The 26,708-nt window shown below is 71.8% G+C and carries 21 protein-coding genes; 15 read left to right on the top strand and 6 right to left on the bottom strand.

The genetic code is table 11. The features are described from left to right. The first annotated feature begins 7 nt into the window (after nucleotides 1-7). The 5 genes from SANBI_RS11470 (at nucleotide 8) to SANBI_RS11450 (ending at nucleotide 6,537) form a co-directional block, all read left to right on the top strand. A complete protein-coding gene (locus SANBI_RS11470; RefSeq protein ID WP_319155121.1) occupies nucleotides 8-697 on the top strand; it encodes an ABC transporter ATP-binding protein in 690 nt (229 codons plus the stop codon). A gap of 1 nt (nucleotide 698) precedes the next feature. Further along, the gene (locus SANBI_RS11465; protein WP_319155118.1) at nucleotides 699-2,279 is read left to right on the top strand and encodes a DUF6297 family protein; all 1,581 of its coding nucleotides are present in this window, start codon (nucleotides 699-701) and stop codon (nucleotides 2,277-2,279) included. A 226-nt stretch (nucleotides 2,280-2,505) separates the two neighbouring features. Further along, complete coding sequence (rpsO, locus tag SANBI_RS11460) at nucleotides 2,506-2,775, top strand: 30S ribosomal protein S15 (RefSeq protein ID WP_056130060.1); 270 nt, start codon at nucleotides 2,506-2,508, stop codon at nucleotides 2,773-2,775. 221 nt (nucleotides 2,776-2,996) lie between these two features. Next, nucleotides 2,997-5,210, top strand: a complete 2,214-nt coding sequence (locus SANBI_RS11455; protein WP_319155115.1) for a polyribonucleotide nucleotidyltransferase — start codon at nucleotides 2,997-2,999, stop codon at nucleotides 5,208-5,210. Between the two features lies 1 nt (nucleotide 5,211). Then, entirely contained in the window at nucleotides 5,212-6,537 is a 1,326-nt protein-coding gene (locus SANBI_RS11450) for a M16 family metallopeptidase (RefSeq protein WP_056130067.1), read from the top strand. A 102-nt stretch (nucleotides 6,538-6,639) separates the two neighbouring features. On the opposite strand, the gene SANBI_RS11445 is transcribed toward SANBI_RS11450, so the two are convergent. Further along, nucleotides 6,640-7,866 carry a hypothetical protein gene (locus SANBI_RS11445; RefSeq protein ID WP_319155112.1) on the bottom strand — a complete coding sequence of 409 codons (1,227 nt, stop codon included), beginning with the start codon at nucleotides 7,864-7,866 and terminating at the stop codon, nucleotides 6,640-6,642. Between the two features lie 58 nt (nucleotides 7,867-7,924). Between SANBI_RS11445 and dapB the strand changes: the two genes are divergently transcribed. Next, nucleotides 7,925-8,698: a 4-hydroxy-tetrahydrodipicolinate reductase gene (dapB, locus tag SANBI_RS11440; RefSeq protein WP_319155110.1), complete on the top strand. Its 774-nt coding sequence runs from the start codon at nucleotides 7,925-7,927 to the stop codon at nucleotides 8,696-8,698. Continuing rightward, nucleotides 8,695-9,153 carry a hypothetical protein gene (locus SANBI_RS11435; protein WP_319155108.1) on the top strand — a complete coding sequence of 153 codons (459 nt, stop codon included), beginning with the start codon at nucleotides 8,695-8,697 and terminating at the stop codon, nucleotides 9,151-9,153. The genes dapB and SANBI_RS11435 overlap by 4 nt, the downstream gene beginning before the upstream one ends. Nucleotides 9,154-9,223: 70 nt before the next feature. On the opposite strand, the gene SANBI_RS11430 is transcribed toward SANBI_RS11435, so the two are convergent. Then, the gene (locus tag SANBI_RS11430) at nucleotides 9,224-9,739 is read right to left on the bottom strand and encodes a GNAT family N-acetyltransferase (protein WP_319155106.1); all 516 of its coding nucleotides are present in this window, start codon (nucleotides 9,737-9,739) and stop codon (nucleotides 9,224-9,226) included. 58 nt (nucleotides 9,740-9,797) lie between these two features. Beyond that, nucleotides 9,798-11,270 carry an NAD-dependent succinate-semialdehyde dehydrogenase gene (locus SANBI_RS11425; RefSeq protein WP_319155103.1) on the bottom strand — a complete coding sequence of 491 codons (1,473 nt, stop codon included), beginning with the start codon at nucleotides 11,268-11,270 and terminating at the stop codon, nucleotides 9,798-9,800. 127 nt (nucleotides 11,271-11,397) lie between these two features. Here SANBI_RS11425 and SANBI_RS11420 point away from each other — a divergent pair, with 127 nt between their 5' ends. After that, a complete protein-coding gene (locus SANBI_RS11420; protein ID WP_319155101.1) occupies nucleotides 11,398-12,228 on the top strand; it encodes a thymidylate synthase in 831 nt (276 codons plus the stop codon). After that, a complete protein-coding gene (locus tag SANBI_RS11415; protein WP_319155099.1) occupies nucleotides 12,225-12,764 on the top strand; it encodes a dihydrofolate reductase in 540 nt (179 codons plus the stop codon). The genes SANBI_RS11420 and SANBI_RS11415 overlap by 4 nt, the downstream gene beginning before the upstream one ends. A 15-nt stretch (nucleotides 12,765-12,779) precedes the next feature. On the opposite strand, the gene SANBI_RS11410 is transcribed toward SANBI_RS11415, so the two are convergent. Further along, nucleotides 12,780-13,565: a polysaccharide deacetylase family protein gene (locus SANBI_RS11410; protein ID WP_319155097.1), complete on the bottom strand. Its 786-nt coding sequence runs from the start codon at nucleotides 13,563-13,565 to the stop codon at nucleotides 12,780-12,782. A 140-nt stretch (nucleotides 13,566-13,705) separates the two neighbouring features. On the opposite strand from SANBI_RS11410, the gene dapA reads away from it, so the two are divergent. From dapA to SANBI_RS11380, 6 genes are all read left to right on the top strand, one after another. Further along, on the top strand, nucleotides 13,706-14,626 hold the full coding sequence (gene dapA, locus SANBI_RS11405; RefSeq protein WP_319155094.1) for a 4-hydroxy-tetrahydrodipicolinate synthase: 921 nt from the start codon (nucleotides 13,706-13,708) through the stop codon (nucleotides 14,624-14,626). A 228-nt stretch (nucleotides 14,627-14,854) separates the two neighbouring features. Next, nucleotides 14,855-15,967: a hypothetical protein gene (locus SANBI_RS11400; protein WP_319155091.1), complete on the top strand. Its 1,113-nt coding sequence runs from the start codon at nucleotides 14,855-14,857 to the stop codon at nucleotides 15,965-15,967. A 113-nt stretch (nucleotides 15,968-16,080) separates the two neighbouring features. Beyond that, nucleotides 16,081-18,906 carry an FtsK/SpoIIIE family DNA translocase gene (locus SANBI_RS11395; protein WP_319155089.1) on the top strand — a complete coding sequence of 942 codons (2,826 nt, stop codon included), beginning with the start codon at nucleotides 16,081-16,083 and terminating at the stop codon, nucleotides 18,904-18,906. 168 nt (nucleotides 18,907-19,074) lie between these two features. Next, nucleotides 19,075-19,710 (top strand): CDP-diacylglycerol--glycerol-3-phosphate 3-phosphatidyltransferase, encoded by a 636-nt coding sequence (pgsA, locus tag SANBI_RS11390; protein WP_082543837.1) that lies wholly within the window; start codon nucleotides 19,075-19,077, stop codon nucleotides 19,708-19,710. Continuing rightward, on the top strand, nucleotides 19,707-20,192 hold the full coding sequence (locus SANBI_RS11385; RefSeq protein WP_319155085.1) for a CinA family protein: 486 nt from the start codon (nucleotides 19,707-19,709) through the stop codon (nucleotides 20,190-20,192). Before pgsA ends, SANBI_RS11385 begins: the two co-directional genes overlap by 4 nt. Nucleotides 20,193-20,453: 261 nt before the next feature. After that, entirely contained in the window at nucleotides 20,454-20,783 is a 330-nt protein-coding gene (locus SANBI_RS11380) for a helix-turn-helix domain-containing protein (RefSeq protein WP_056130100.1), read from the top strand. Nucleotides 20,784-20,914: 131 nt separating this feature from the next. Here the strand turns inward: SANBI_RS11380 and SANBI_RS11375 are convergent, their stop codons facing one another. After that, the gene (locus tag SANBI_RS11375) at nucleotides 20,915-21,703 is read right to left on the bottom strand and encodes a DNA-formamidopyrimidine glycosylase family protein (RefSeq protein WP_319155083.1); all 789 of its coding nucleotides are present in this window, start codon (nucleotides 21,701-21,703) and stop codon (nucleotides 20,915-20,917) included. After that, nucleotides 21,696-26,669, bottom strand: coding sequence for a DEAD/DEAH box helicase (locus SANBI_RS11370; protein ID WP_319161285.1), 4,974 nt, complete (start codon nucleotides 26,667-26,669; stop codon nucleotides 21,696-21,698). Before SANBI_RS11370 ends, SANBI_RS11375 begins: the two co-directional genes overlap by 8 nt. Between the last annotated feature and the right edge of the window lie 39 nt (nucleotides 26,670-26,708).

The raw sequence follows: 26,708 nt of genomic DNA, 5'->3' as shown, positions 1-26,708 counted from the left end.
GGGGAGCGTGACGCACCCAGCGGTCGTCACGGCGACCTCCCTGGTCGTCGGCTACGGGGACGTCCAGGTGTGCGCGCCCGTCGACCTCTCGCTGCGGCCCGGGCAGAGCCTCGCCGTCATCGGGTCCAACGGGTCCGGCAAGTCCACTGTCCTGCGGACGGTCCTAGGTCTGCTCGCGCCCGTGTCAGGGCGGGTCGAGGTGCTCGGTCGCGCTGTCGACGAGCGCGACCGACGCTTCCGGGCAGGTGTGGCGGGGGTCCTCGACGCGGACGCCTACTTCCCTGGTCTGACCACGCGCGAGCACCTGGTGCTCACGGCGCGCGGGTTCGGGGTCCCCGAGGCAGGTCGCGTGGTCGACGAGGTGCTCGAGGTCTTCGGCATCTCCCACCAGTCCGACACCGTGCCCGAGGCGCTGTCGTCCGGGCAGCGCAGGCGCCTGCTGCTCGCAGCCGGGTTCGTCAGACCACGAGAGCTGCTCGTCCTCGACGAGCCCGAGCAGCGCCTGGACGTCCGGATGCGGCGTGACCTCGCCGGCCTGCTGCGCGAGGAGACCGCCCGCGGCGGGGCCGTCCTCTACGCCACGCACGACGAGACGCTGCTCAGGGAGACAGGGAGCCCGGCGCTGCTCGTCGGAGACGACGTGAGCCGGCTGGTCGCCCCCGGTGAGGCGGCCGACCTCCTCGCCGCCGGGCTCTGAGATGCGCACGCTCACCGCAGACTCCGAGGAGCAGCTCACCGGGCGGGAGATCCGCAGGCTCACAGCCCGCGCCGCCGCGGCGCACTCGGGCCGCGGCGGCGTCGAGGTCCTCAGCTCTGTCGCCTACGCGGTCGTGTGCGTCGCGGTCACCGTCGGGCTGGTCGTCGGGATCGCCGACGCCGTGCGCGGCGTCGTGACGCTCTCGTCGGATGCGCAGGATCCTGACGTGGTGCTCTCCCTCGACGCCGTCCGGGCGATGCTCTGGACCGTCGTCGGTGCGCTCTCGGTCAGCCTGGCGGCGCGGCTCGGACCCGTCGGCGTCTCAGACGCCGGTGTGCGGTGGTGGGTGCCGACGGGTGTTGACAGGTCTGGCCTGCTCGTCGGCAGCTGGTGGAGCACTCTCGCGACCTGGACCGTCGGCACGTCGGTCGCGGCGACGACAGTCGCCGGTGTCACAGGCGTCCCGGTGACAGCAGCTGCGCTCGGGGGCGTCGCGCTGGTCGGCGCGGCGGCCGGCGCGCTCCTCGTCGCCGCAGTCGGGGTCCTGCAGGCTCACGGGCTCGCCCGCGCCGCCCGGCGTGCGGCTGACGGGCTGGTCGCCCTCGTCCCCGTGCTCGGTGTCCTGTGGATCGTCGTCGTCGGAAGCGGCCGGTGGTCGGGGCCGGGCGACGGAGGCGTCGCCGGTCCGGCACCGACCTCGGGTCTGTGGCTCGTCGCCGTCGTGCTCGCCGTCGCAGCGCTGGTCGTCGTGCTCGTATGGCGACGGTCGCTCGGGCGGCTGAGCGCGTCGGTGCTCGCCGAGCGCGCCGGGACCGCGCAGCACGCGGGAGCCGCGACGCTCTCCCTCGACACCCGCGAGCTGGCGCGTGCTCTCGGTCGGGGCCGAGCCGTACGCGCGCGTCGGCCGTCGCGGCGGCTGCGCGTCGTCCGGGGGCCTCGCACAGCCCTGCTCGTCGCCGAGGCCCTCGCGCTGGCCCGCACCCCGGGCCTGCTGCTCGCGGTGCCTGCTCTGGCCTGCTCGGCGGTCGTCGCGCAGCAGGTCCCCGCCCTGCGGGACGGGGCCGGGCTCGTCGTGGTGACGGCCGTCGTCGGGCTCCGCGCCGCGCAGACCGGGGCGCGCGGGGCCAGCGAGGCGGACGTGTCACCGGCGCTCGACGCGATGCTGCCCCTCGGGTCACGGACCACCCGGGTGCTGCGCACGGTCTTCCCCGCTGTGGTCTCGGGCGTGGTGCTGCTCGCCGCCCTCGCGCCCGCTGTCGTCGCGGCCGGCGCACCGCTCGGCCCGTGGGTGCTGCTCCTCCTGCACGCGGGTGCGGGCTTCGGGGCTGCTGCAGTCCGGGGTGCGTACCGCAGGCCACCCGACTGGTCCGCCCCGCTGCTCGCGACCCCGGCCGGCGCGCTGCCGACCGGGGCCGTGTCGTCGGCACTGCGCGGCCCTGATCTCGCCCTGGTCGTGGTCGTGCCGCTCGCGGTTGCGATCGTCGTGGGGGCTGCGTCGTGGGGAGTCGTCGTCGCACAGGCTGTCGTGGCCGTCGGTGCCGTGGTCGTCGCGTCGTGGGTGCCGGCACCGGACCACGGGTGACGTGCCAAGGGCCCCCGGCACGTGGTGCTCGCGGTGGGTCACCTCGACAGGGCTGCGTCCACGCGCAGGAGGTCGGGCGGGGCGCCCGGGGGAGGCGGGGGAGGGCTGTCAGGCCCTCCCTCCGAGCCCTGCTAGACTTGCACAGCCGTTAGATCGGCCGCGGAACCAGAGAGCTCGGGTGGACATGCCCCGGAGCACCGCGCAACGAGAACACACTAGGAGAGCCGTGCCCCTCGACAACGCCACGAAGCAGCGCATCATGACCGAGTACGCCACCACCGAGGGCGACACCGGTTCCCCCGAGGTCCAGGTCGCGATGCTCACGCAGCGCATCCTCGACCTCACCGACCACCTCAAGGAGCACAAGCACGACCACCACAGCCGTCGTGGTCTGCTCCTCCTCGTCGGAAAGCGTCGTCGCCTCCTCGGATACCTCCAGAAGGTCGACATCAACCGCTACCGCAGCCTCATCGAGCGCCTCGGCCTCCGTCGCTGATAGCGTGATCTCTAGCCCGGTCCCATTCTCTGGGGCCGGGCTAGTTCGGTATCACTGAGGAATCGCTGCACACTCATCACCCACCGTCCGCTTCCGACCGCATCGTCCGGTCCTCGGTAGTGGCCCCCGGACCCGCGCACGCGCGCGAGACGTCCGTAGGCCTCGATCGAAGACCGCCGTGCGGTGTGCGCCGCGGACACTCGCAGAACAGGAGGGCACCCGTGGAGGGTCCCGAGATCGAGTTCGAAGAAGCAGTCATCGACAACGGGCGCTTCGGCACCCGCACCGTCCGTTTCGAGACGGGCCGCCTGGCCCGCCAGGCTGCCGGTTCGGCAGTCGCGTACCTCGACGGCGAGACGATGCTGCTGTCGGCCACCACGGTCGGCAAGCACCCCAAGGACCAGTTCGACTTCTTCCCGCTGACGGTCGACGTCGAAGAGCGCATGTACGCCGCGGGCCGCATCCCCGGCTCGTTCTTCCGCCGCGAGGGACGCCCCAGCACCGAGGCCATCCTCACGTGCCGTCTCATCGACCGCCCGCTCCGCCCGACCTTCGTCAAGGGCCTGCGCAACGAGGTCCAGGTCGTCGTGACCGTCCTCGCCGCACACCCCGACGACGCCTACGACACCCTCGCGATCAACGTCGCGTCGCTGTCCACCCAGCTCTCCGGCCTGCCGTTCTCCGGTCCGGTCGGTGCTGTCCGCATCGCTCTGGTCGACGGCCAGTGGGTCGCCTTCCCGAAGTACTCCGACAAGGAGAAGGCCGTCTTCGACATGGTCGTCGCCGGTCGGGTCGCCGGGGACGACGTCGCGATCATGATGGTCGAGGCCGAGGCCACCGACAACTCCTGGAACCTCATCAAGGACGAGGGCGTCGCCGCCCCGACCGAAGAGGTCGTGGCCGAGGGCCTCGAGGCCTCGAAGGTCTTCATCCGCCAGCTCTGCGAGGCCCAGGCCGCGCTCGCCGCCCGCGCTGCGAAGCCGGTCCGTGAGTTCCCGCTCTTCCTCGACTACCAGGACGACGCCTACGCCGCGATCGAGGCGCAGGTCGCCACGCCGCTCGGCCAGGCGCTTACCATCGCGGACAAGCAGGACCGCGAGGCCCGCCTCGACGAGATCAAGGCCGAGGCGCTCACCGCTCTCGCCGGTCAGTTCGAGGGACGCGAGAAGGAGCTGTCCGCAGCCGTCCGCTCCGTGACCAAGAAGCTCATCCGCCAGCGCGTCCTCACCGACGGCGTCCGCATCGACGGTCGCGGGCTCGCCGACATCCGCACGCTCTCGGCCGAGGTCGAGGTCGTCCCCCGCGTGCACGGCTCCGCGATCTTCGAGCGTGGCGAGACCCAGATCATGGGCATCACCACCCTCAACATGCTCCGCATGGAGCAGCAGATCGACTCGCTCGGTCCGGAGACGCGCAAGCGCTACATGCACAACTACAACTTCCCGCCGTACTCGACCGGTGAGACCGGACGAGTGGGAAGCCCCAAGCGTCGTGAGATCGGGCACGGTGCACTCGCCGAGCGCGCCCTCGTCCCGGTCCTGCCGACCCGCGAAGAGTTCCCCTACGCGATCCGTCAGGTCTCCGAGGCGCTCAGCTCCAACGGGTCCACCTCGATGGGTTCCGTCTGCGCCTCGACCCTCTCGCTGCTCAATGCCGGTGTGCCGCTGCGCGCAGCCGTCGCGGGCATCGCGATGGGTCTCATCTCCGACACCGTGGACGGCCAGCCCCGCTACGCGGCGCTCACCGACATCCTCGGAGCCGAGGACGCCTTCGGCGACATGGACTTCAAGGTCGCCGGTACCCGTGAGTTCGTCACGGCCATCCAGCTCGACACGAAGCTCGACGGCATCCCCGCCTCGGTCCTCGGCGGTGCGCTGACCCAGGCCCGTGACGCGCGCTTCGCGATCCTCGACGTGCTCGCCGAGGCCATCGACGTGCCCGACGAGATGAGCCCGCACGCTCCTCGCGTCATCGCGGTCAAGGTCCCCGTGGACAAGATCGGCGAGGTCATCGGCCCGAAGGGCAAGATGATCAACCAGATCCAGGAGGAGACGGGCGCGGACATCTCCATCGAGGACGACGGCACCGTCTACATTGGTGCCACCGACGGCCCCTCCGCAGAGGCCGCCCGCGCGGCGATCAACGCGATCGCCAACCCGCACGTGCCCGAGATCGGCGAGCGCTTCGTCGGGACTGTCGTCAAGATCGCTCCCTTCGGTGCGTTCATCTCGCTCTCGCCGGGCAAGGACGGGCTGCTCCACATCAGCCAGATCCGCAAGCTCGTCGGTGGCAAGCGCGTCGAGAACGTCGAGGACGTGCTGAGCATCGGCCAGAAGGTCCAGGTCGAGATCGGTGAGGTCGACCCCCGCGGGAAGCTCTCGCTCCACGCCGTGGTCGACGAGGCCGAGGCCGAGGCTGGTCAGGCAGACGCCTGACGTGCCCTGGAACCTTCCGCTCGACCCCGCCGGCTCGCCGGCGAACGAGCTGACCGCCGGGCAGGACGGGGCGACGATCCGTCGCTCTGTCCTGCCCGGCGGGGTCCGGGTGCTCACCGAGCACATGCCGGGCCTGCGGTCAGCCACCATCGGTGCCTGGGTGGGCGTCGGCTCGCGAGACGAGACGAGCGGCCACTTCGGCTCGACACACTTCCTCGAGCACCTGCTGTTCAAGGGGACCCAGCGCCGCACGGCGATGGACATCGCCGAGGCCTTCGACGCGGTCGGCGGCGAGGCCAACGCCGGCACCGGCAAAGAGCACACGGTCTACTACGCCCGGGTGCTCGACTCCGACCTGCCGATGGCTGTCGACGTCATCACCGACATGGTCACCTCGGCCCGCCTCGACGAGGACGAGCTCGAGACCGAGCGCGGCGTGATCCTCGAAGAGCTCGCCATGAACGACGACGACCCGTCGGACGTCGTCCACGAGGAGTTCGCCGCCGCTGTGCTCGCCGGGCACCCGCTCGGTCGGCCGATCGGCGGGACCCCCGACACCATCCGCGCCGTCCCGCGTGCTGCCGTGTGGGAGCACTACCAGTGGCACTACAGGCCCGAGACCCTCGTGGTCTCGGCTGCTGGCGGCGTCGACCACGACGCGCTCTGCGACCAGGTGTCGCAGGCGCTGACCGACGGTGGCTGGGACCTGGCTGCAGGTGCGACACCGCGTGCGCGGCGCGACAGCGCCGACCTCACGGGAGTCGGCGAGGTCGGCACCGAGCTCACCGTCCGTCGGGCGGTCGAGCAGGGCAACGTGATCATCGGCTCGACAGGGATCTCCGCGACCGACGACCGCCGGTTCATCATGTCGGTGCTCTCGGCAGTCCTGGGTGGGGGCATGTCGTCGCGGCTCTTCCAGGAGATCCGTGAGAAGCGTGGCCTCGCGTACTCGACCTACTCCTTCGCGTCGGGTCACGGAGGCATCGGGACCTTCGGTCTCTACGCAGGATGCGCCCCCGCGAAGATCGACGAGGTGAGCGAGCTCATGGTCCTCGAGCTCGAGAAGCTCGCCGACTCCGGGATCACCGCCTCCGAGCTCGCGCGGAGCATCGGGCAGCTCTCGGGCGGTCTGGTCCTCGGGCTCGAGGACACCGGCTCACGCATGAGCAGGCTCGGCAAGGCAGACCTCGTCACCGGGGAGCTGCTGAGCGTCGCCGAGTCGCTCGAGCGGATCCGCACCGTGACCGCAGAAGACGTCCAGGCTCTCGCCAAGGACCTCGCGGCACGCCCGCGGTCCACCGTGCGCGTGGGGCCCTTCGGAGACTGACGCTCGGGGCCCGTCCTCTGGCCCGAGACGACGTCACGACACGTCACGACACAGCAGCAGCACCAGCAGCACGACAGAGCCGCCGTCAGGCAGCCTCGCTCCTCAGGGAGCGACGCTCTCCGACGGCGGCTTCGTCGTGGGGGCCGCACAGTCTGGCGCGGCGACGTGCGCGACGCCGGTCTCGCTGATAGGCGGGTGGGGAGCGGCGGCGTCTCCGAGGGCGAGGTGCTGGTCTTGGTCTCCGCAGAGGTCCGCTGACCCGATGTCGCCTCCGACCAGGAGCTGGAGTGCGCGCGTCGAGACGATGGTCCGTGTCGAGGCCACGAGCACCCCGCACGCTCCGGCGACCAGGACGAGCAGGTCGGTGTCGAGGTGCACCAGGAGAGAGGCGACGGCGACGGCGAGCAGGAGGACCACGACAGCGCCCTTCCAGGCCGACGAGACGCCGCCCGAGAGCGCCGGGGGTGAGCCGAGGACCCAGGCGGCGACCAGGGTGCCGACGACCACGAGGAACCCGGGGTCGAGGAGCACAGGCCACCCTGGCGCTCCGAGGGGAGAGGAGACGAAGTAGATCCCGCCTGCCGCCTGGAGCAGCACCACTCCACCGCAGAGGAGCACGACGACAGCAGCCGCCACGTGCGCCGCCCGGTCGACCTCGCGGGCGAGGACCGCGCGCGGAGAGGGTGTGCTCGTCACCTGAGCGGTCCGGACGACGGCTGAGCCAGAGAGAACGGCTCGAGGGTGGACTCCGATCGCGTCCGCACCGAGGCGATGATCGCGAGAGGGTTCCCGCAGTCCCACCCGGGGACGACCTGCCCACGCAGGCGACCCGAAGCTGCGGAGCAGCAGAGGACCGGCCCAGATCGCGAGCGCGACGACGGCCGGTCCGGTCGCGGAGAGCAGGTCGAGCGACCACGTGGGCACGGCGGTGAGATCTCCCTGGTGGAGCGGGGTGCCGTCCCCGGGCCAGGCGAACCAGGTCTGCGACGGCAGCCCGTCGCGCAGGGCGCGGGTGCTGTTGACCCCGTCCAGCCAGGCCGCCACGGTCCAGACGGCGAGGAGCCCGGAGCCCGTGGCGCTCGGCCACCACCACCGAGCACCGTCGCGGGTCGAGACGGCCCACGACAGCACGGTCACGACGAGCGACGTGCTGGTCGTCCATCCGGTGTACGGGGTGAGCAGAGCCTCTGACCCGGTGCGGACGAGCGTGTCCACGACAGGCGCCGCGAAGTACACGGACCACGAGGCGAGCGACTGCGTGGCTGCTGCTGCGGAGACAGTGGCTGCCGCAGCGCACGCGGACCACAGAAGACTTCTGAGAGATCTCACACCGGGGCATCGACACCTAGGACGTCGGGCTTGAGCCAGGGCCTATAGGCTGACGCCCGTGACTGGACAGCCCTCTCAGACGATCAGGGTCGCGGTGCTCGGCGCCGACGGCCGCATGGGACGTGCGGTCTGCGCCGCCGTCGACGCAGCACCCGACCTCGATCTCGTGGCGCAGGTGCGCGCCGGTGACGACCTGGCGGCGAGCCTCGACGGCGTCGACGTCGCGGTCGACTTCACGGTGCCCTCGGTGACCGAGGCCAACGTGCGCACGCTCGTCGATGCTGGTGTGCATGCCGTCGTCGGGACGACAGGCTGGACCGACGAGAGCCGTGGGCGCATCAGCGACCATCTGGCGGCGCGGGCCGACCACGGGTCCGAGGTCGGGGTGCTCATCGCGCCGAACTTCGGGCTCAGTGCTGTGCTCGCCATGACCTTCGCCGCGAAGGCCGCCAGGTTCTTCGAGTCGGTCGAGGTCGTCGAGCTCCACCACCCGGACAAGATCGACGCGCCGAGCGGGACCGCCCGGCACACCGCCACCGCGATCGCCGCTGCGCGCCGCGAGGCCGGCGTCGCACCGAGCCCGGACGCGACCGAGACGGGTCTCGACGCCCGCGGCGCGGACGTGGACGGCGTCCGCGTGCACGCCGTCCGGCTGCGCGGTCTCGTCGCGCACGAGGAGATCTTGCTCGGCAACGAGGGGGAGCAGCTCGTCATCCGTCAGGACTCCTTCGACAGGAAGTCCTTCATGCCCGGCGTGCTCCTCGCGATCCGCGAGGTCGTCAGCCGCCCCGGCCTCACGGTCGGCCTGGAGAACGTCCTCGACCTCTCGTGAAGATCCGTCCGCTCCTCGGCGCCGTCGCCGTCACGGCGCTCTTGGCCCTGTACGTCGTCGCGGTCTTCGGCAGGGTCGTCGCCCTCGTGCAGACGGGTGAGCCCGTCGCGGTGGTCTTCGGCCTCGGTGTGGCCGTGGTCCCGGTGCTCGTGGTCGCGCTCGTGGCCCGCGAGTGGTGGACCGGCGTGGTCGTCCAGCGCATGGCGGACCGTCTCGCCGCGGACGGCGAGCTGCCTGTCGACACGCTCCCGCGATCCCCGGGCGGCCGGATCGACAGGTCCGCGGCCGACGAGCAGTTCGGCGCGTACAGGGCGCGGGTCGAGGCCGAGCCGGAGAGCTGGCGCGCGTGGTACCTGCTGGCCTTCGCCTACGACGCCTCGGGGGACCGCAAGCGCGCCAGGTCGTCGCTGCGCACGGCGGCAGGGTTCTTCCGCGCGGAGCAGCGCGCCCGCTGACACGCTGCCCTGAGCGTGCGGGCACCCCTGCTCGGCGCAGCGGCGTCGGACAGGCGAGCGCCGCGTCAGGCTAGCGGTCGAGGGACGCCGACCACCGTCGTTCTGCGACGGGACGCCCCGCCACGTCGAGGACCCGGGTCCGGCCGTCCTCGGCCAGACCCGCACCTGCGAAGAAGGCCTCGCGCGCCGTGTCGCCCTCGAGCACCCAGGTGCTCAGGTCGTCGGCCCCGTCGGCGCGGAGCCTGTCGACCGCAGCAGACAGCAGCCGAGATCCGTGCCCGGAGCGCTGGGCGGTCGGCAGCACCTCGAGCGCGACGACCTGACCTGGCGCGACAGCCACGAAGCCGACGACGTCAGCCCGCTCGCAGGCCACGAGGACAGCGAAGTCCCGGCCGGGCGGAGAGGTGATCGCCGTCTCCCAGCGCTCCCGCATCTGGGCGACGTCCAGGTCCGCGAGCGCCTCGTCGCCGAGAGCGCCCCCGTGCGCGGCGCGCCAGGCCTCGACCTGGATGCGGACGACGTGGTCGGCGTCCTCGGGCAGGGACGGGCGGACGGAGACGTCTGCGGACTCGGTGAACAGTGCCATGGCGCGACCCTACCGGCTGCGTCTCGTCAGCGACCGCCCGGAGCCGGACCCGAGGTGCTCACATCGCGACGTAGACGGTCTCGAGGTACTCGTCGAGGCCGGCCTCCCCGCCCTCCCGGCCGAGCCCCGACTGCTTGAGCCCTCCGAAAGGGGCGCTCGCGTCGGAGACGAGACCACGGTTGATGCCGATCATCCCGGCCTCGAGCGAGTCGGACAGGTGCAGGGCGCGGCCGAGGTCGCGGGTGTACGCATAAGCCACCAGACCATACTCGGTGCCGTTCGCGAGCTCGATCCCGTCGTCGTCCGAGCCGAAGGTGACGACGGGTGCGACGGGGCCGAAGGTCTCCTCCGTGACGACGGCGTGGTCCCGGGGGACACTGTCGAGGACCGTGGGCAGGTAGAAGTGCCCGCGCCCCGAGGGCGCAGACCCGCCTGTGCGCACGCGGGCTCCGGCGTCGACCGCCGACTGGACGACCGAGTCGACAGACTCCACGGCTGCGGCCTCGATGAGCGGACCGACGGTGACGCCGTCCCGGCTCCCGGGGCCGACCACCAGGTCGTCGAAGGCCGCGGTGAGCCTGTCCGTGAACTCTGCAGCCACGGACTCCTGCACGAGGAACCTGTTGGCTGCGACGCAGGTCTGCCCGGAGTTGCGCATCTTCGCGATCATCGCGCCCTCGACCGCGGCGTCGAGGTCCGCGTCGGCGAAGACGAGGAACGGGGCGTTCCCGCCGAGCTCCATCGACGTCTTGAGGATGCCGCCCGCGGCGCTCTCGAGCAGCGAGCGCCCGACAGGGGTCGACCCTGTGAAGGAGAGCTTGCGCAGGCGAGGGTCGGCGAGCAGCGGGCCTGTGACGTCCCGCGAGGACGAGGTCGGGACGACGTTGAGGATCCCGCCCGGCAGCCCGTGCGCCACGAGCGCGGCGCGCACGAGCTCGGCCACGTAGAGCGTGGTGAGAGGGGTCAGCCGGGCAGGCTTGACGACGACCGTGCAGCCTGCGGCGAGCGCAGGTGCGATCTTGCGGGTGAGCATGGCCAGCGGGAAGTTCCAGGGCGTGATGAGGAGCGCCGGGCCGACGGGCCTGCGGTGGATCATCTGCGTGCCGCCGCCGGTGGGGGAGGTGCGCACGAGGCCGGGAACCCGGACCGCCTGCTCGGAGTACCACCTGACGAACTCAGCACCGTAGGTGACCTCGGCCCGCGACTCGGCGAGGGGCTTGCCGCACTCGGCGGTGATGAGCGCGGCGACGTCGTCGGCGTCGCGGGTCAGGGCGTCGAACACGTCGCGGAGCACGTCGGAGCGTGTCCGCGGTGACGCGCGACGCCAGACCTCGGCGTGCTCGTGCGCGGCGTCGAGGGCCCGCAGGCCGTCGTCGGGCGAGCCGTCGGCCACGTCGAAGAGCGACTCCTCCGTCGCCGGGTCCCAGACCTCGAAGGTCGCGCCGGTGCTCGAGGGCTGCCAGCGGCCGTCGACGAGCATCGACGTGGGGAGGTGGGCTGCGACGGAGGGGGACAGGGGTGAGGTGCTCATCCCTCAGTATGGGCACGGGGGTGCCACGGTCGCCCGAGGAGACGCAGGAGGAGACGTCGTCTGCCCCGGGCTGCGCGGGAGCGACGTGCCCCAGGTCACCCACCAGCCCGGGCCTAGACTGGACGCCATGACGTCTTCGCCTCTGCAGGTCCCTTCGCCCGCCGTCCCGACGCAGTACGAAGACCTGCTGCGCCGCGTCATGGAGCACGGGACCCGCAAGGCAGACCGCACAGGCACGGGGACCCGCAGCGTGTTCGGGCACCAGATGCGCTTCGACCTCTCCGAGGGCTTCCCGCTCGTGACGACCAAGCGCGTCCACCTGCGATCGATCGTCGGCGAGCTCCTGTGGTTCTTGCGCGGCGACTCCAACGTCCGCTGGCTCCAGGACAACGGCGTGCGGATCTGGAACGAGTGGGCTGACGAGGACGGCGAGCTCGGCCCGGTCTACGGCGTCCAGTGGCGCTCGTGGCCCACGCCCGACGGCCGGCACGTCGACCAGGTCTCCCAGGTCCTCGAGACCCTGCGCACGAACCCCGACTCCCGGCGGATGATCGTCTCGGCCTGGAACGTCGCAGACCTCGACGAGATGGCGCTCATGCCGTGCCATGCCTTCTTCCAGTTCTACGTCGCGGACGGCAGGCTCTCGTGCCAGCTGTACCAGCGCTCGGCCGACCTGTTCCTCGGGGTGCCCTTCAACGTCGCGAGCTACGCGCTCCTCACGCACATGGTCGCCCAGCAGGTCGGGCTCGAGGTCGGCGACTTCGTCTGGACCGGCGGGGACTGCCACGTCTACGACAACCACGTCGAGCAGGTCACCGAGCAGCTGACCCGCACCCCCTACGCCTTCCCGACACTCGCCCTGCGCAAGGCGTCGTCGCTCTTCGACTACACCTTCGACGACGTGGTCGTCGAGGGCTACCAGCACCACCCGACGATCTCGGCCCCGGTCGCGGTATGAGCCCCGTGCAGCAGGTGGGCCTCGTCTGGGCGCAGGCGCGCGGCGGGGTCATCGGCGCCGGGGGGACGATGCCCTGGCACCTGCCCGAGGACGGCGCACACTTCCGCCGGACGACCGCGGGGTCGGCCGTCGTCATGGGGCGCGCCACGTGGGACTCGCTGCCGAGCCGGTTCCGCCCGCTGCCCGGCCGTACCAACATCGTGCTCACCCGCACACCAGGGCTCGCGCTCGAAGGGGCCGAGGTCGTCGGGTCCCTCGAGGAGGCGCTCGCCGTCGGGGCCGACCTCTCGCCAGGTCGGGTCTGGGTGATGGGCGGCGGCGAGGTCTACAGGCAGGCGCTCGCGGTCGCCGACCTCCTCGTGGTCACCGAGATCGACACGCAGGTCGACGGGGACACGTACGCGCCGGAGATCGGTGACGGCTGGGTGGCCGAGCCTGTCGTCGGAGACGAGAGCGGTCCTGACGGCTGGACGCAGTCCCGCACAGGGCTCCGGTTCAGGTTCGTCGAGCACCGCCGGGCAGCGCCGCTCGACTGAGGCGCCCGGCCTCCCTCAGGCTGGGACCTGCTCCGCCGCGCGAAGCTCGGACACCGAGACGAAGGTGTAGCCCTCGTCGGTCAGCTCGGCGAGCAGCCTGCGCACCGCGACGTACAACGAGTCGGCGGGGGTCCCGCGACCGTCGTGGCAGAGCACGACCATGCCCGGGCTCGCCGTCGCGACGTCGGTGTCGACCACCTTCTCCGCCTTCTCGGTCGGCAGGTGGTGCGACCACAGCGCCACGTCGTACCCGAGCTCTGAGGCGACGAGCAGGCCCGGTGCGTCGATCCGTCCCCAGGGCGGCCGCACGAGCGTGGGTGCGGTCCCGGTCGTCTCGGCGATCGCGTCGTGCGTCGAGCCGAGGTTCTCGCGGATCGCGTCGACGCTCATCGTGCTGAGGTCGAGGTGCCCGGACCCGTGGCTGGCGATCTCGTGACCGGCGTCGTGGACGTCCCGGGTGATCTCGGGGTGCTCGACGACGGCGTCGCCCATCTGGAAGAACGTCGCCCGGGCGTCGTGCGCGGCGAGCGCGTCGAGGACCTGCGGGGTCCAGCGAGGGTCGGGTCCGTCGTCGAAGGTGAGCGAGACGAGCCTCTCGGCAGGGTGGGCCCGCCAGAAGACCTCGGTGCGGCACGCGACCGTCGAGTCTTGAGGGCGCGGCGCGACACGGTCGGTGGGGGACAGGCCGCGGTGCGGGGCGATCCCCGTCAGGGCCTCGGCCGTGAGGACGGCGCCGACGGTCCCCACCATCGTCAGCGCGGACGCACCCATCATGCGGCGTCTGGACATGGTCGTGCTCATACGGTGGCCCCCTGCTGGACGTGATGCGGCCCCTCGGCCGCGCGCCAAGACCCTACCGGACCAGCGAGGACCCTCGGCGTACCTGCGAGCAGCGGGTCTCCGGGTCCCGGCACGGGGGCCGCGACGGGTAGGTTATGACCATGGCGCTCCCGACCTCCAGCACCCGTCCCTTCGGCACGATGCTCACCGCGATGGTGACCCCCTTCAGCCCCGACGGTGCTGTCGACCTCGACGCCGCCGTCACTCTCGCGAGGCACCTGGTCGACGGTGGGCACGACGGCCTGGTGCTCAACGGGACGACCGGAGAGTCTCCGACGACCCACGCCCCCGAGAAGGCCGAGCTGGTCCGCGCCGTCGTCGACGCCGTCGGAGACCGCGCCGTGATCGTCGCGGGGGCCGGCTCGAACGACACCGACCACTCGATCCGCATGGCCGAGCAGTCCGCGGCCGCCGGTGCGCACGGGCTGCTCGTCGTCTCGCCCTACTACTCCCGCCCCTCGCAGGAGGGCATCGTCCAGCACACCACGGCGATCGCCGACTCGACCGACCTGCCCGTCATGGTCTACGACATCCCGGGCCGCTCCGGTGTGCGCCTCACGTCTGAGACCTACGAGCGGCTCGCGGGGCACGACAAGATCGTGGCCGTGAAGGACGCGACAGGTGACGTCTACGCCGCCGCGCAGAACATCGCCCGCACGGGTCTCGCCTGGTACAGCGGCGACGACGCCCTCTATCTGCCCTTCCTGGCCCATGGCGCCGTGGGTCTCGTGAGCGTCGTGGGGCACGTCGTGGGTCGCGAGCTTGTCGAGATCGGGCAGGCCTTCCAGGCTGGAGACCACGCACGGGCCACGTCGCTGTTCGTCAGCATCGTCCCGGTCATTGACGCGGTGATGGGCGGCGGCTTCGGCGTGGTGATGATCAAGTCGGCGCTCGTCGACCTCGGTCTCATCCCTGACGGGCACCTCAGGCTCCCGCAGGTCGGGGCGACGCAGGCCGAGGCTGAGGCCGTGCGCGCTGCGCTGCGCGCGGTCGGGCTGCTCGACGGCTCCGCCTCGCTGTAGACGGCGTCTGACAACGGGGTCGCCCTGTCCCTGCGGCCGGTCAGGTGACGAGCCGACGGGGGTGGGCGTGCACCGCCACCGGGGTCTCCTCTGCGGGTGATGTTCGACGCGTTGTCGTCGTGGGAGGTGGGGACCTCTCCCCGCTGACCTGACGCGGCGCTGTCGCGCGTATACCCTGACAGCGATTCCGCGATGCATGCCGAGCTCCACCACCTGGGAGGACCCCCCATGACCTCACGCTTCAACCCCCCTCCGGGTTGGCCCCCTGCCCCTGCAGGCTGGACGCCCCCGCCCGGCTGGAGCCCGGACCCCTCGTGGCCGTCGCCGCCCCCCGGCTGGCAGCTCTGGGTCGAGGACGGTGCCGACGGTGGCCCGGCCGGGGCCTCCGACGACGTGTCACGGTTCTCCAAGCCCGACGCCCAGTCCGCCGCGACGTCGGTCATGCCGACCTACCAGGCTCCCGGAGCCCCTCAGCCGGGCGCTGTCCCGCCGAGCGGCTCTGTCCCCACGGTGCCTCCGGCGCCGTGGTCGGCGCAAGGCTCGGCCCCGTCGTGGCAGCAGGGTCCGTCCGGTCCCGGTGGCCCCGGCGCCGGTGGTCCTGACGGCTCCGGACCGTCGCGCTCGGGCGGCAAGCAGTGGCTCATCCCCGTGATCATCGCGATCGTCGCGATCGGTGCCATCATCGCCGTCCTCTTCGCGACAGGCGTGCTCGGCGGGAGCGACGACCCGGAGCCCAAGCCGACCACGTCGTCCACGGCCGCAGAGACCGAGGACCCGACCGACGAGCCGACGACCGACGACGCCACGGACGAGCCGACCGACGAGCCGACGACCGACGACGCCACGGACGAGCCGACCGTCGAGCCGACCGACGAGGCGTCCGCCCCGGTGACCGGAGACGGTGGCTCGCGCACCTCTCCGCTCGCTCCCGGCGAGACCGCCCCGCTCGGCGAGTGGACGACCTCCTTCGCGGCCACGAACACCGATGCCTGGACCGAGATCTCTGCGTCGGGCGACGTGTCGGACTACTACGCGCCGACCGACGGGAACAGCTTCCTCATGGCGCCCGTGACCGTCACCTTCCTGGGTGAGGGCAGCGAGCCGCTGTACATGCTGGAGTACGTCTTCGTCTCGGCCGACGGCGTCACCTACAAGGATAAGTGCGGCTACGCACCGCTCCCGAACGAGCTCGACACCGGCCAGGAGCTCTACACCGACGCGTCGGTGACGGGCAACGTCTGCATCACCGTCCCGACCGACAAGATCGACGGCGGTGTCTGGCGCATGAGCGGCTGGGACCGTGTGAACAAGGACACCGAGGCGTACTTCGGCCTCAAGTGACCTGACGGGACCTCGGCTCGCGCCGACGGTCCCGTGCCCTGACGGAGCCAGGTGGTGGACACGCACCGCCTGGCTCCGTCGTTCGCGGCCTGCGCACGGATAGATTGGCGCCTATGGCTACGCGGACTACCCCCACCCCTCGCTCGACCTCGGGTGGCGCGAGGGGCGGCAAGACAGCCGCCCCCCGGACCGCTGCCAAGAAGGCGCCGGTCGTCGAGACCCGCCCCCCGTGGTTCGTCCGGGCGGTGCGTGGCTTCTTCATGGGCATCGCCCACCTCTTCGGAGGGACGGCACGCAGGGTCGGTCGCGGAGCACGAGACCTCGACCCGGCCCACAGGCGCGACGGGCTGGCCTTCGTCCTGCTGGCCTTCGCCCTCGTCGTCGCCGCCCGTGAGTGGTGGGGCGTCGAAGGCTCGGTCGCCGAGGGTCTGCACGTCCTGGTCGCCGGCACGCTCGGCGTCGTGGCCATCGCGCTGCCCGTCGTGCTGCTCGGCATGGCTGTGCGCATCATGCGGCACCCGGACCGCGAGCAGGCCAACTCCCGCATGACCATCGGGCTGTGCGCCATCACCGTCGCAGTCTGCGGCGTCGTGCACATCGGATCTGGACGGCCCGTCCCCGCAGAGGGCTTCGAGCAGCTGCGCGAGGCCGGCGGGATCGTCGGGTACGCGATCGGTCACCCCCTCTCCGCAGGGCTGAGCACGTGGGTCGCCGTGCCGATCCTGCTGCTGCTCGCCTTCTTCGGCGTCCTCGTGGTCACCGCGACACCCGTGCACGCCATCCCGACGCGCCTGCGCGGCGTGTACGACAGGCTCACGGGCAACGACCAGCACGGCCTCGGCAGCGACGCGGCCGACGTCGAGCACGACGACGACGACCTCCACCTCGCCGAGGGCGTCTCGCGCCACGACGGCACCGACCCCGAGCCCGCACCGGCTGCGAAGCCGCGACGGGTCCGCGGCTCGCGAAAGTCGCGCGAGCAGACTGCCGACGACTCCACGACGGTGCTCCCCGGAGGCTACGTGGGCGACGAGGCCTTCGAGCGCGCCGCAGCCCTCGAGCGCGAGCTGCTCGAGAACGCCGCCGCCGACGGGGGAGACGTCTACGCCGACCCCGAGACCGAGATGCTCGCCGCCGCCGTCGTGTACGGGGAGGACGACCCCTCCGACGCCTCGCGCCCGGCGGTGCCCTCGGACGCCCCGACCGCGGCGATCGCGACGGTCGTCGAAGACCGTACCGCCCGGGTCTTCGACGCACCTCCGACGACCGCCGTGCCTCCCGGCGAGCAGCCCATGCTCGACGGCGACACCGTGTACGTGCTCCCCGACGAAGACACCCTGGTCAAGGGCGCGCCGCACAAGGTCCGCTCGGCAGCGAACGACCGCGTCGTCGAGGCCCTCACGACGGTCTTCGAGCAGTTCGACATCGCCGCGAAGGTCACCGGCTTCACCCGCGGGCCGACGGTCACCCGCTACGAGGTCGAGGTCGGTCCTGGGCTCAAGGTCGAGCGCGTCACCGCGCTCAGCAAGAACATCGCCTACGCGGTCGCCTCGGCCGACGTCCGCATCCTCTCCCCGATCCCCGGCAAGTCTGCGATCGGCATCGAGATCCCGAACACGGACCGCGAGACCGTCGTGCTCGGAGACGTGCTGCGCTCAGCCGTCGCACGGCGCTCCGAGCACCCGATGATCATGGGTGTCGGCAAGGACGTCGAGGGCGGCTACGTCGTCGCGAATCTCGCCAAGATGCCGCACATCCTCGTGGCCGGTGCGACCGGCGCCGGAAAGTCCAGCTTCGTCAACTCGATGATCACCTCGATCCTCATGCGCGCGACCCCCGACGAGGTGCGCATGGTGCTCGTCGACCCGAAGCGTGTCGAGCTGACGATCTACGAGGGCATCCCGCACCTCATCACCCCGATCATCACCAACCCGAAGAAGGCTGCCGAGGCCCTCGAGTGGGTCGTCCGCGAGATGGACGCCCGCTACGACGACCTGGCGATGTTCGGGTACAAGCACATCGACGACTTCAACGCCGCGGTCCGCTCCGGCAAGGTCAAGCCGCTGCCCGGCTCCGAGCGCAAGATCGCGCCGTACCCCTACCTGCTGATCGTCGTCGACGAGCTCGCCGACCTCATGATGGTGGCCCCCCGCGACGTCGAGGCGTCGATCCAGCGGATCACCCAGCTCGCCCGTGCGGCGGGCATCCACCTCGTGCTCGCCACGCAGCGTCCGAGCGTCGACGTGGTCACCGGGCTCATCAAGGCCAACGTCCCGTCGCGGCTCGCCTTCGCGACGTCGTCGCTCGCCGACTCGCGCGTCGTGCTCGACCAGCCCGGGGCGGAGAAGCTCGTCGGGCAGGGTGACGCCCTGTTCCTGCCGATGGGCGCGTCCAAGCCGATCCGTGTCCAGGGCGCGTGGGTAGGGGAGAGCGAGGTCCACGCCGTCGTCGAGCACGTCAAGGCCCAGCTCAAGCCCGTCTACAGGGCCGACGTCGCCGTCACGGCGACCAAGAAGCAGGTCGACGAAGACATCGGCGACGACCTCGACCTGCTGCTGCAGGCCGCCGAGCTCGTCGTGACCACCCAGTTCGGGTCGACGTCGATGCTGCAGCGCAAGCTGCGGGTCGGCTTCGCCAAGGCCGGGCGCCTCATGGACCTGCTCGAGTCCCGCGAGATCGTCGGCCCGTCGGAGGGGTCCAAGGCGCGCGACGTCATGGTCCAGCCCGACGACCTCCCGGCCACCCTCGCGATGCTCCGCGGAGACGGCGGGGCCGCTGGCGGCGCGTCCCAGGGGCCAGGTGCACCCTTCGACGCCCAGGCCGACGAGCCGGCGGCCTCGCACTACGAAGATCTCAGCGCGAACATGCCGCCGACTGCCGTGGACTACCACGACAGCGCCGACACCGAGGACGACGGCTGGAGCGGCCCGGTCCGGTGAGGTCGGTGTGCTCAGCGCTGGCCGGGCGGGGCCCGCGGGGCGAGGTCCTCCGCCGCGGATCTGTGGTCGCGAGGCATGCGCCCGATCGTGCGGCCTGACGGAGGAGTCGCGGCCTGGCTGTCGCCGCGGGGTGGCGCAGGCTGACTCACGAGCGCCTACGCTGGTCGGGTGAGTACCCAGACAGCGTCGCCGTGGAACATCGCGAACATCATCACGATGGTGCGCATCGCCCTCGTCCCCGTCTTCGGGTGGGCGTTGATGCAGGAGGGCGGCGACGACGTCACCTGGCGCCTCGTGGCCGTCGTGATCTTCGGGGTCGCGGCGATCACCGACAGGCTCGACGGGTACCTCGCCCGCAAGAACGACCTCGTGACAGACCTCGGCAAGATCCTCGACCCGATCGCCGACAAGGTCCTCATCGGGACGGCGCTCGTCCTGCTCTCCGTCCTCGGAGAGCTCTGGTGGTGGGTCACGATCGCGATCCTGGTCCGCGAGCTGGGCATCACCCTCATGCGGATGGTCATCCTGCGCTACGTCGTCATGCCGGCCTCGCGCGGGGGCAAGCTCAAGACCGTCCTGCAGTCCGTGGCGATCCCCATCTTGCTGCTCCCGCTCGACCACCTCCCCGCTTTCGTCGGGTGGGTCGGCAACCTGGCGATGGGGGCTGCCTTCGTAGTCACGATCGCGACGGGTGTCGACTACGCGCTCCAGGGATGGCGCGTGGTCCGCGAGCACAGGGCAGAGCAGCGGCTCTCGGGTGCCGACGGCACCGAGACCGTGCGGCACGGCTCGCAGCAGCCGTGAACAGCCCTGTGGGCAGCCCGACCCGGTTGGTCGGTCTGCTGGCGGCGTCCGGGCGGACGCTCGCCACGGCTGAGTCGCTGACCGGAGGGGCTCTCGCCGCGCGTGTGGTCGACGTCCCTGGGGCGTCGGCGGTCTTCCAGGGTGGCGTGGTCGCCTATGCGACCGAGCTCAAGGCACGGCTTCTCGACGTCGACGCGGACCTGCTCGCGCGCCGTGGCGCTGTCGACCCTGACGTGGCTCTCGCGATGGCGGCCGGGGTCCGCGTGCGTCTGGGTGCTGACGTCGGCGTGTCGACGACAGGTGTCGCCGGACCCGACCCCCAGGACGGCGTCGACCCGGGCACCGTGTACGTCGCGGTCGACGACGGGACGGGTGAACCTCGCGTCCGCCGGCTCCAGGTCGAGGGACCGCGCGACGTCGTCCGGGCCGCGAGCGTGGAGGCTGCGCTCGGTCTGCTCGACGAGGTGCTGTCTGCGGGGTGAACCCTGTCCCACCTGGCGGAGCGCGGGAACAACGGGGCACCCCGTCGCGTTGGACAGGGCGTGATGACAAATCGTGGTGACCGCCGGACCGATGTGACGAGACCGTCGAGATCTGGCGTCGGTGTTCCCCTCGCAGGGCAGCCTGTCGGTCGATCAGGGTACGGTAGAACAGACGCAGCGTCGACGTCCGCACGACCGGACGGACGACGGAGCGTCATCATGAGACCACAGCCAGCACCGGACACGAGAGGAGGACGTCAGATGGTCGTACTACGCCGCGAGATCGGTGACGTACTGCGAGATGCTCGCCAGCTTCAAGGACGCACGCTCCGCGAGGTGTCCTCGGCAGCACGGGTGTCGCTCGGGTACCTCAGCGAGGTCGAGCGAGGCCAGAAGGAAGCATCGTCGGAGCTTCTCGGTTCGATCTGCGAGGCTCTCGACATCCCCCTCTCCTCGATCCTGCGAGAGGTCAGCGACCGCATCGCGGTCGCCGAGGGTCTGCTCATCCCCGACACCGTCCCGGCAGACCTTGCCGCCATGGGTCGGGACCAGCTCGGGCGTCCCGTGAAGGACCTCCAGCCGATCGGCTGACAGACCGGCCCTCCGGGGCCCCGCGGTCAGACCGCACGCACGACCTCGATCAGGCCGCGTACCCCAGGGTGCGCGGCCTGATCTTCTTGTGTCTCGAGTCCCTGCTCGGGTCCGCGGGAGCCCGCGCTCGCTCAGGCCCGGCCCGGCGGCGGAGGCTGGCACGTCGGGCAGTAGAACATCGGGCGCTCCATCGGGGCGACCCCCGCGAGACCGCGGACGATCGTGGTGCCGCAGCGGTGGCACGGAGACCCGGACCTCGAGTGCACGTGCACGATCCGACCGTCGACAGGTCGAGCGATCCCTCGTCCGAGGTTGCGCCGGATGCTGCCCAGGAGCGGACGCAGGTCGACCTCGGCCGCAGGGGTCCACGGCCAGATCTTCTGGTCGAAGAGGCCTTCGGCCGCGAAGAGGGTGCCGACCCCGACCATGAGCGTCTGGTCGAGCAGGCAGTCTCCGACAGGTCGGGCCCCCTGCTCCTGGTAGCTGCGGAGCACCGCGGTGAGCCCGTCGGGCGAGCTGGCGAAGTCTGGCGCGAGGATGTCCGGGCCGAGATGGTCGAGCAGCGTGTGCTCGTCTCGCGTCCTCACCAGGTCGAGCATGCCGAGCCTGTCGCCGACGCAGGTCCAGGTCTCGTTGGCGAGCACGGCACGGACCGTCGGGCTCCGGGCCAGGCGCGCGGCGGGGTCTGTCCTGTGCACCCGCCACGTGCCGTCCATCCGCAGGTGGGTGTGGAGCGTCCACCCCGTGTCGACGGTCGTCAGGACGTGCTTGCCGTAGGCGCGAGAGCGCAGCACGGTCGCACCGGCCAGAGCCGTCGGGTCGAGGTTCGGCCACCGGAGCTCGGCCCAGGTGAGGACCGTGCCGCTGAGCGCCTCGTCGAGGCGGCGGGCCGTCAAGTAGACGGTGTCTCCCTCAGGCACGGGCCGTTCCTGACGTGGGACGGCCTGCGGGCAGACCGGAGAGCCGCAGACCGGAGGGTGTCGGGCCGAAGCCCGCGCCGACGAGGGCAGCCACGCCAGCGGTGCGGCTCGAACCGCCGACCGTCAGCGACTCGTCGCCGTCGACCCTGCGGAGCGTCACCTTGCCGAGCCTGCCGTCGGAGACGGCGCGTGCGAGCGCCCGGGCGGCCGCGTCGAGCACGACAGGGTCGTCGCTGAAGGTCAGGAGGCTGCGCCCCCCGCGCTCGAGGTACAGGGCGAGCTCACCGCGGACCACGACGACGTGCGCCCCAGCCTTGCGCCCAGGTCGGTGCCCCGAACGCCCTGCCTCCTCAGCCCCCGGCGAGGCAGGCCAGGCGAGCGCCGCGCCGTAGGGCTGCGCGGGGTCGGTCGCGGCCAGGCACAGGGCTGTCGGCGGATCGGTCCGCTCGGCCTCTCGGAGCCTGTCGTTCTCGGCCGTGCGGAGCTGGTCGACAGCGCCCGGGAGCGCGAACTGCGACCCTCCGAGGTGCTCGACGAAGTACCCGCGACGGACCTGACCGGCCGACTCGAGGGCGCCGAGCACCTTGTAGACCCCCCTGTACTCCGAGGTCACCTGCTCGGCGCCGGTGACGGCCCGGGTGAGCACACCGTGCCGGTCCAGCAGGACCGTCGCGAGCGCATGGGCGCGACGGGTCGTGTCGACGTCGCGCACCGGGAGGGCAGACCATCTCCCGCCACCTGACGGGTCGGCGGCTGCCTCTCGGAGCGACGAGGCCGTGGCTCCGAGCGAGGAGAAGCGCGGACGACGGCTCAGCGGTCGCGGCCTGGCCGCCGGGGTGGACCTGCTCGCCGCTCGGCGACCGCTCAGCCGGCCGCGCAGGGGACCGAGGGTGTCGTTGGTGACCTGGCCGGACCAGACGAGCTCCCAGAGTGCCGCGAGCACGTCGGGGCCGGGGTGCTCGAGCGACGAGGCGAGCCGAGGGTAGAAAAATCCGCCCGCTGCCTCGAGGAGCCCGAGAACTGCCGCCTGCAGCTCGGTCAGCGGTGCGTCGTCGGTCTCCACGGGGCGCAGCGTCAGGTGGGCCGACTCAGCGAGGTGCAGGCTGACCATGGCGTCCGCCGTACCTCGACCGCCCGGGAGCTCGTGGTGGCCGCACCAGACGACCTCGCCCGAGGTGGTGAGCTCGTCGAGCATCGAGGGTCTGTAGTCGACGACACGGGCGGGGAGGATCTGGGACTCGAGGGCGGAGACGGGCACGGGTGCACCTGAGAGCTGTTCGACGACCCTGTAGAGCCCGTCGACGCCTCGCAGGCCGCCGACAGACTGCCAGCGGGGCAAGAAGACACCGAGGGCCGGGTGCTGGACGGGCTCGACCTCGGCGCGCAGGGCAGCGAGCGACCTGCGGCGCAGGGTGCGTAGGACGTCGGCGTCGCAGTACTCCTCGCCCGTCCCGCCGAGGACGTCGGGCCGGAGGCGTCCCGTGACGAGCTGCCCTGCTTGCACGTGGCGTCGCAGGACGTCTGCGACGACAGCAACCCCGAGCCCGTACCGTGCCGCGAGGTCGCGTGCTGCGAAGGGGCCGTGCGTGCGGGAGTACCGCCTCACGAGGTCACCGAGCGGGTCGGGCACGAGCTCCGTGACGCTCTCGGGCAACCCGACGGGCAGCGCCACACCGAGGGCGTCGCGCAGGCGTCCGGCGTCTTCGGCCACGGCCCACCGTTCTGCGGGGTCGACCCCGGCGATCCTCACCTGGATGACCCGCCGGCTCGCGGCCAGCGTGTCGAGCCACGCCGGCGCCTCGGACCTGACGTCCTCGCGGGTGCGCTCGACCACCTCGGCGGTGGTCAGCGGTCCGGTGCGACGGAGCAGGTCCCACACGTCTTCACCGTGGCGGGCGTGCCGCTCGGGCGCGAGCCCGCTGAGCTCATGCTCGGTGCGGACCACGGCGTCGGGGTCGAGCAGGTCGGCGATCTGCGAGCTGCCGTCGCTGCCGAGCAGCTCGGCGAGCAGGTCCGGGTCGAGGGTCAGCGCAGCCGCGCGGCGCTCGGCGAGCGGGGCGTCTCCGTCGTAGAGGAACTGAGCCGTGTACCCGAACAGCAAGGACTGGGCGAAGGGCGACGGTGTCCGCGTGGTCACCTCGACGACGCGCACGGTGCCGTTCTCGACGTCTCGCATGAGGGAGACGAGGGATGCGACGTCGAAGTCGTCCTGCAGGCACTCACGGATCGCCTCGAGGACGATCGGGAAGTCGGGGAAGCCTGACGCGACGCTCAGCAGCTGGGCCGACCTGTGGCGCTGCTGCCAGAGCGGCTGGCGCCTGTCGGGCCGGCGCCGGGGGAGCAGGAGCGCTCGTGCGGCGGCCTCGCGGAACCGTGCGCCGAACAGGTTGGAGCCGCTGAGCTCGGTGCGCACCGCCGTCTCGACGGCCTCGGGGTCGAGCAACAGCTCAGAGAGGTCGACCTGGTCCCGCGACCCGTCGGTGCTCGTGCCGTCGGGGAGCTCGGCGAAGGGGTCGGAGACGTCCGGCATGCGCAGCACGATGCCGTCGTCGGAGTGCATGGCCGCGGCGTCGATGCCGAAGCGTTCCCTGATCCGCGCGGCGAGCACCAGCGCCCAGGGTGCGTGGACCTTCGCGCCGTAGGGGGAGTGGATGACCACACGCCAGTCTCCGAGCTCGTCGCGGAACCTCTCGACCAGCAGGGTCTTGTCGTCGGGGACGACACCCGTGGCCTCGCGCTGCTCGTCGAGGTAAGCGCGGAGGTTGTCTGTCGCCCAGGGGTCGAGCCCGGCCCAGGGGCTGTCGTCGGCACGAGACGCCTCGGTGCCCGGGGACGCTCCGTGCTCCCGGGCGGGTCCGGCGGCTCCTGCAGGGCCGGTCGCCTCGCGGACCCAGGCGCCGATGGCGCGGCCGAGCTCGGCAGGCCGTCCAGGGGAGTCGCCCTTCCAGAACGGCAACCGGCCCGGCACACCGGGCGCCGGGCTGACGAGCACCTGGTCCGGGGTGATGTCCTCGATCCGCCACGTGCTCGAACCGAGGGTGAAGGTGTCCCCGACGCGTGACTCGTAAACCATCTCCTCGTCGAGCTCGCCGACCCGTTTGCCACCTCGTGGAGCCCCGGAGTCACCTGTCGCGTCGGTCGCGCCGGAGGCGAGGAACACCCCGTAGAGGCCGCGGTCGGGGATCGTCCCGCCGCTCGTGACGGCGAGCCGTAGCGCGCCAGGTCGCGCGGAGAGGGTGTCCGTCACGCGGTCCCACACGATGCGCGCGCGAAGCTCGCCGAAGTCTTCGCTCGGGTACCGGCCGGCGAGCATGTCCAGCACGGCGCGCAGCGTGCGGTCACCCAGGGTGGTGTACGGGTCCGAGCGGCGCAGGACCGTCGCGAGCTCGTCGAGGTGCCAGTCGTCGGTCGCCACCATCGCGACGATCTGCTGCGCCAGGACGTCGAGGGGGTTGCGCAGCACGTGCACGGGTTCGATGCTCCCGGTCCGCATGCGCCCGGCGATGACTGTCGACGGGACGAGGTCACCTCGGTGCATCGGGAAGACGACGCCGTGCGAGACAGCGCCCACCTGGTGCCCTGCCCGCCCGATCCGCTGGAGCCCGCTCGCGACGGAGGGCGGAGAGCCGATCTGGACGACGAGGTCGATGGCGCCCATGTCGATGCCGAGCTCGAGAGACGAGGTCGAGACGACAGCGGGCAGCCGCCCTTCTTTGAGCTCTGTCTCGGTATGGGTGCGCTCGGCGCGGCTCATTGACCCGTGGTGGGCTCGGGCGAGGACGCCCGGTGCCCCGGTCGAGGCACCAGACTGACCTGAGACGAGCGCCGGGTGCACCTCGCCGTGGTCGACGGTTCCCTCGCCCTGACGCTCGGCCCACACCTCGTTCATGCGGGAGGTGAGCCGCTCGGCGCCGCGCCGCGAGTTGGTGAACACGAGCGTCGAACGGTGCGCCGCGACGAGGTCGACCACACGTTCTTCGATGTGGGGCCAGACCGAGGGTCGGGCTCGAGGTCCTGCGGCAGCACCGGAGAGGTCCGGCACGCCAGGGGCGGGCTGGGACGTGCCCGACCTGTCGGTGCTCGCGGCGGGTGCTCCGCCTGCGGGTGAGGTGACTGAGGCGTCGAGGCCCTGCGGGTCTGTGGTCCCGGCGGAGCCGGCCAGGTCGGTCTGCTCAGGTCCACCTCCGACCGACGGCGCTGACCGCAGGTCGGCGAGGTCGGGGACCGGCACCACGACGTCGACCTCGATCGTCTTCGATGCCGGCGGCTGGACCACGTCGACAGGTCGACCACCCTCGGACGGAGTCCTGCCCCCCGCGAGGAAGGCTGCCACGGCCGCCACCGGGGTGACTGTCGCCGAGAGCCCGATCCGCTGGACCGGAGCCTCGACGAGGGCGTCCAGCCGCTCGAGCGAGACGGCGAGGTGGGCACCGCGCTTGGTGCCGGCGACGGCGTGGATCTCGTCGAGGATCACCGTGGTGACACCTCGGAGGCCTTCCCTGGCCCCTGAGGTGAGGATGAGGAACAACGACTCCGGTGTCGTGATGAGGATGTCGGGGGGAGTGGTCGCGAAGGCGCGGCGCTCGCTCGCCGGGGTGTCCCCGGTGCGGGTGCCGACACGGACCTCACGGATGCTCTCGCCGCGGCGCGCTGCGGCCTGCCGGACCCCGGCGAGCGGAGACCGCAGGTTCCGCTCGACGTCGGCGGCCAGGGCCTTGAGGGGTGAGACGTAGAGCACGCGGCACCGAGCAGCAGGGTCGGGCTCGGGACCTGAGGCGTCCAGGAGCCCGTCGAGCGCCCACAAGAAGGCGGCCAGCGTCTTGCCCGAGCCTGTCGGTGCGACGACGAGGGCGTGGTGGCCGTCCGCGACGGCGTCCCAGGTACCGGTCTGTGCGGCGGTCGGTGCGTGGAAGGCACCGTCGAACCAGTCCTGCGTGGCGGGCCTGAAGCGACGCAAGCCGCTCAGAGGAGTCGTGCGGGCGCTCCCTGCGGGAGGGCGGGTGCC

Origin of the sequence: Sanguibacter biliveldensis (assembly GCF_033798665.1) — a bacterium.
Classification (GTDB): Bacteria; Actinomycetota; Actinomycetes; order Actinomycetales; family Cellulomonadaceae; genus Sanguibacter; species Sanguibacter inulinus.
The sequence above is the reverse complement of the archived record's forward strand: the minus strand, read 5'-3'. Positions and strand labels throughout refer to the sequence as shown.

Excerpts from the sequence above, each read along its gene's own strand:
- SANBI_RS11465 (WP_319155118.1), top strand. The coding sequence starts at position 699 with ATGCGCACGCTCACCGCAGACTCCGAGGAGCAGCTCACCGGGCGGGAG.
- SANBI_RS11430 (WP_319155106.1), bottom strand. The coding sequence starts at position 9,739 with ATGGCACTGTTCACCGAGTCCGCAGACGTCTCCGTCCGCCCGTCCCTG.
- SANBI_RS11425 (WP_319155103.1), bottom strand. The coding sequence starts at position 11,270 with ATGAGCACCTCACCCCTGTCCCCCTCCGTCGCAGCCCACCTCCCCACG.
- SANBI_RS11420 (WP_319155101.1), top strand. The coding sequence starts at position 11,398 with ATGACGTCTTCGCCTCTGCAGGTCCCTTCGCCCGCCGTCCCGACGCAG.
- SANBI_RS11415 (WP_319155099.1), top strand. The coding sequence starts at position 12,225 with ATGAGCCCCGTGCAGCAGGTGGGCCTCGTCTGGGCGCAGGCGCGCGGC.
- SANBI_RS11410 (WP_319155097.1), bottom strand. The coding sequence starts at position 13,565 with ATGAGCACGACCATGTCCAGACGCCGCATGATGGGTGCGTCCGCGCTG.
- dapA (WP_319155094.1), top strand. The coding sequence starts at position 13,706 with ATGGCGCTCCCGACCTCCAGCACCCGTCCCTTCGGCACGATGCTCACC.
- SANBI_RS11400 (WP_319155091.1), top strand. The coding sequence starts at position 14,855 with ATGACCTCACGCTTCAACCCCCCTCCGGGTTGGCCCCCTGCCCCTGCA.
- SANBI_RS11395 (WP_319155089.1), top strand. The coding sequence starts at position 16,081 with ATGGCTACGCGGACTACCCCCACCCCTCGCTCGACCTCGGGTGGCGCG.
- SANBI_RS11380 (WP_056130100.1), top strand. The coding sequence starts at position 20,454 with ATGGTCGTACTACGCCGCGAGATCGGTGACGTACTGCGAGATGCTCGC.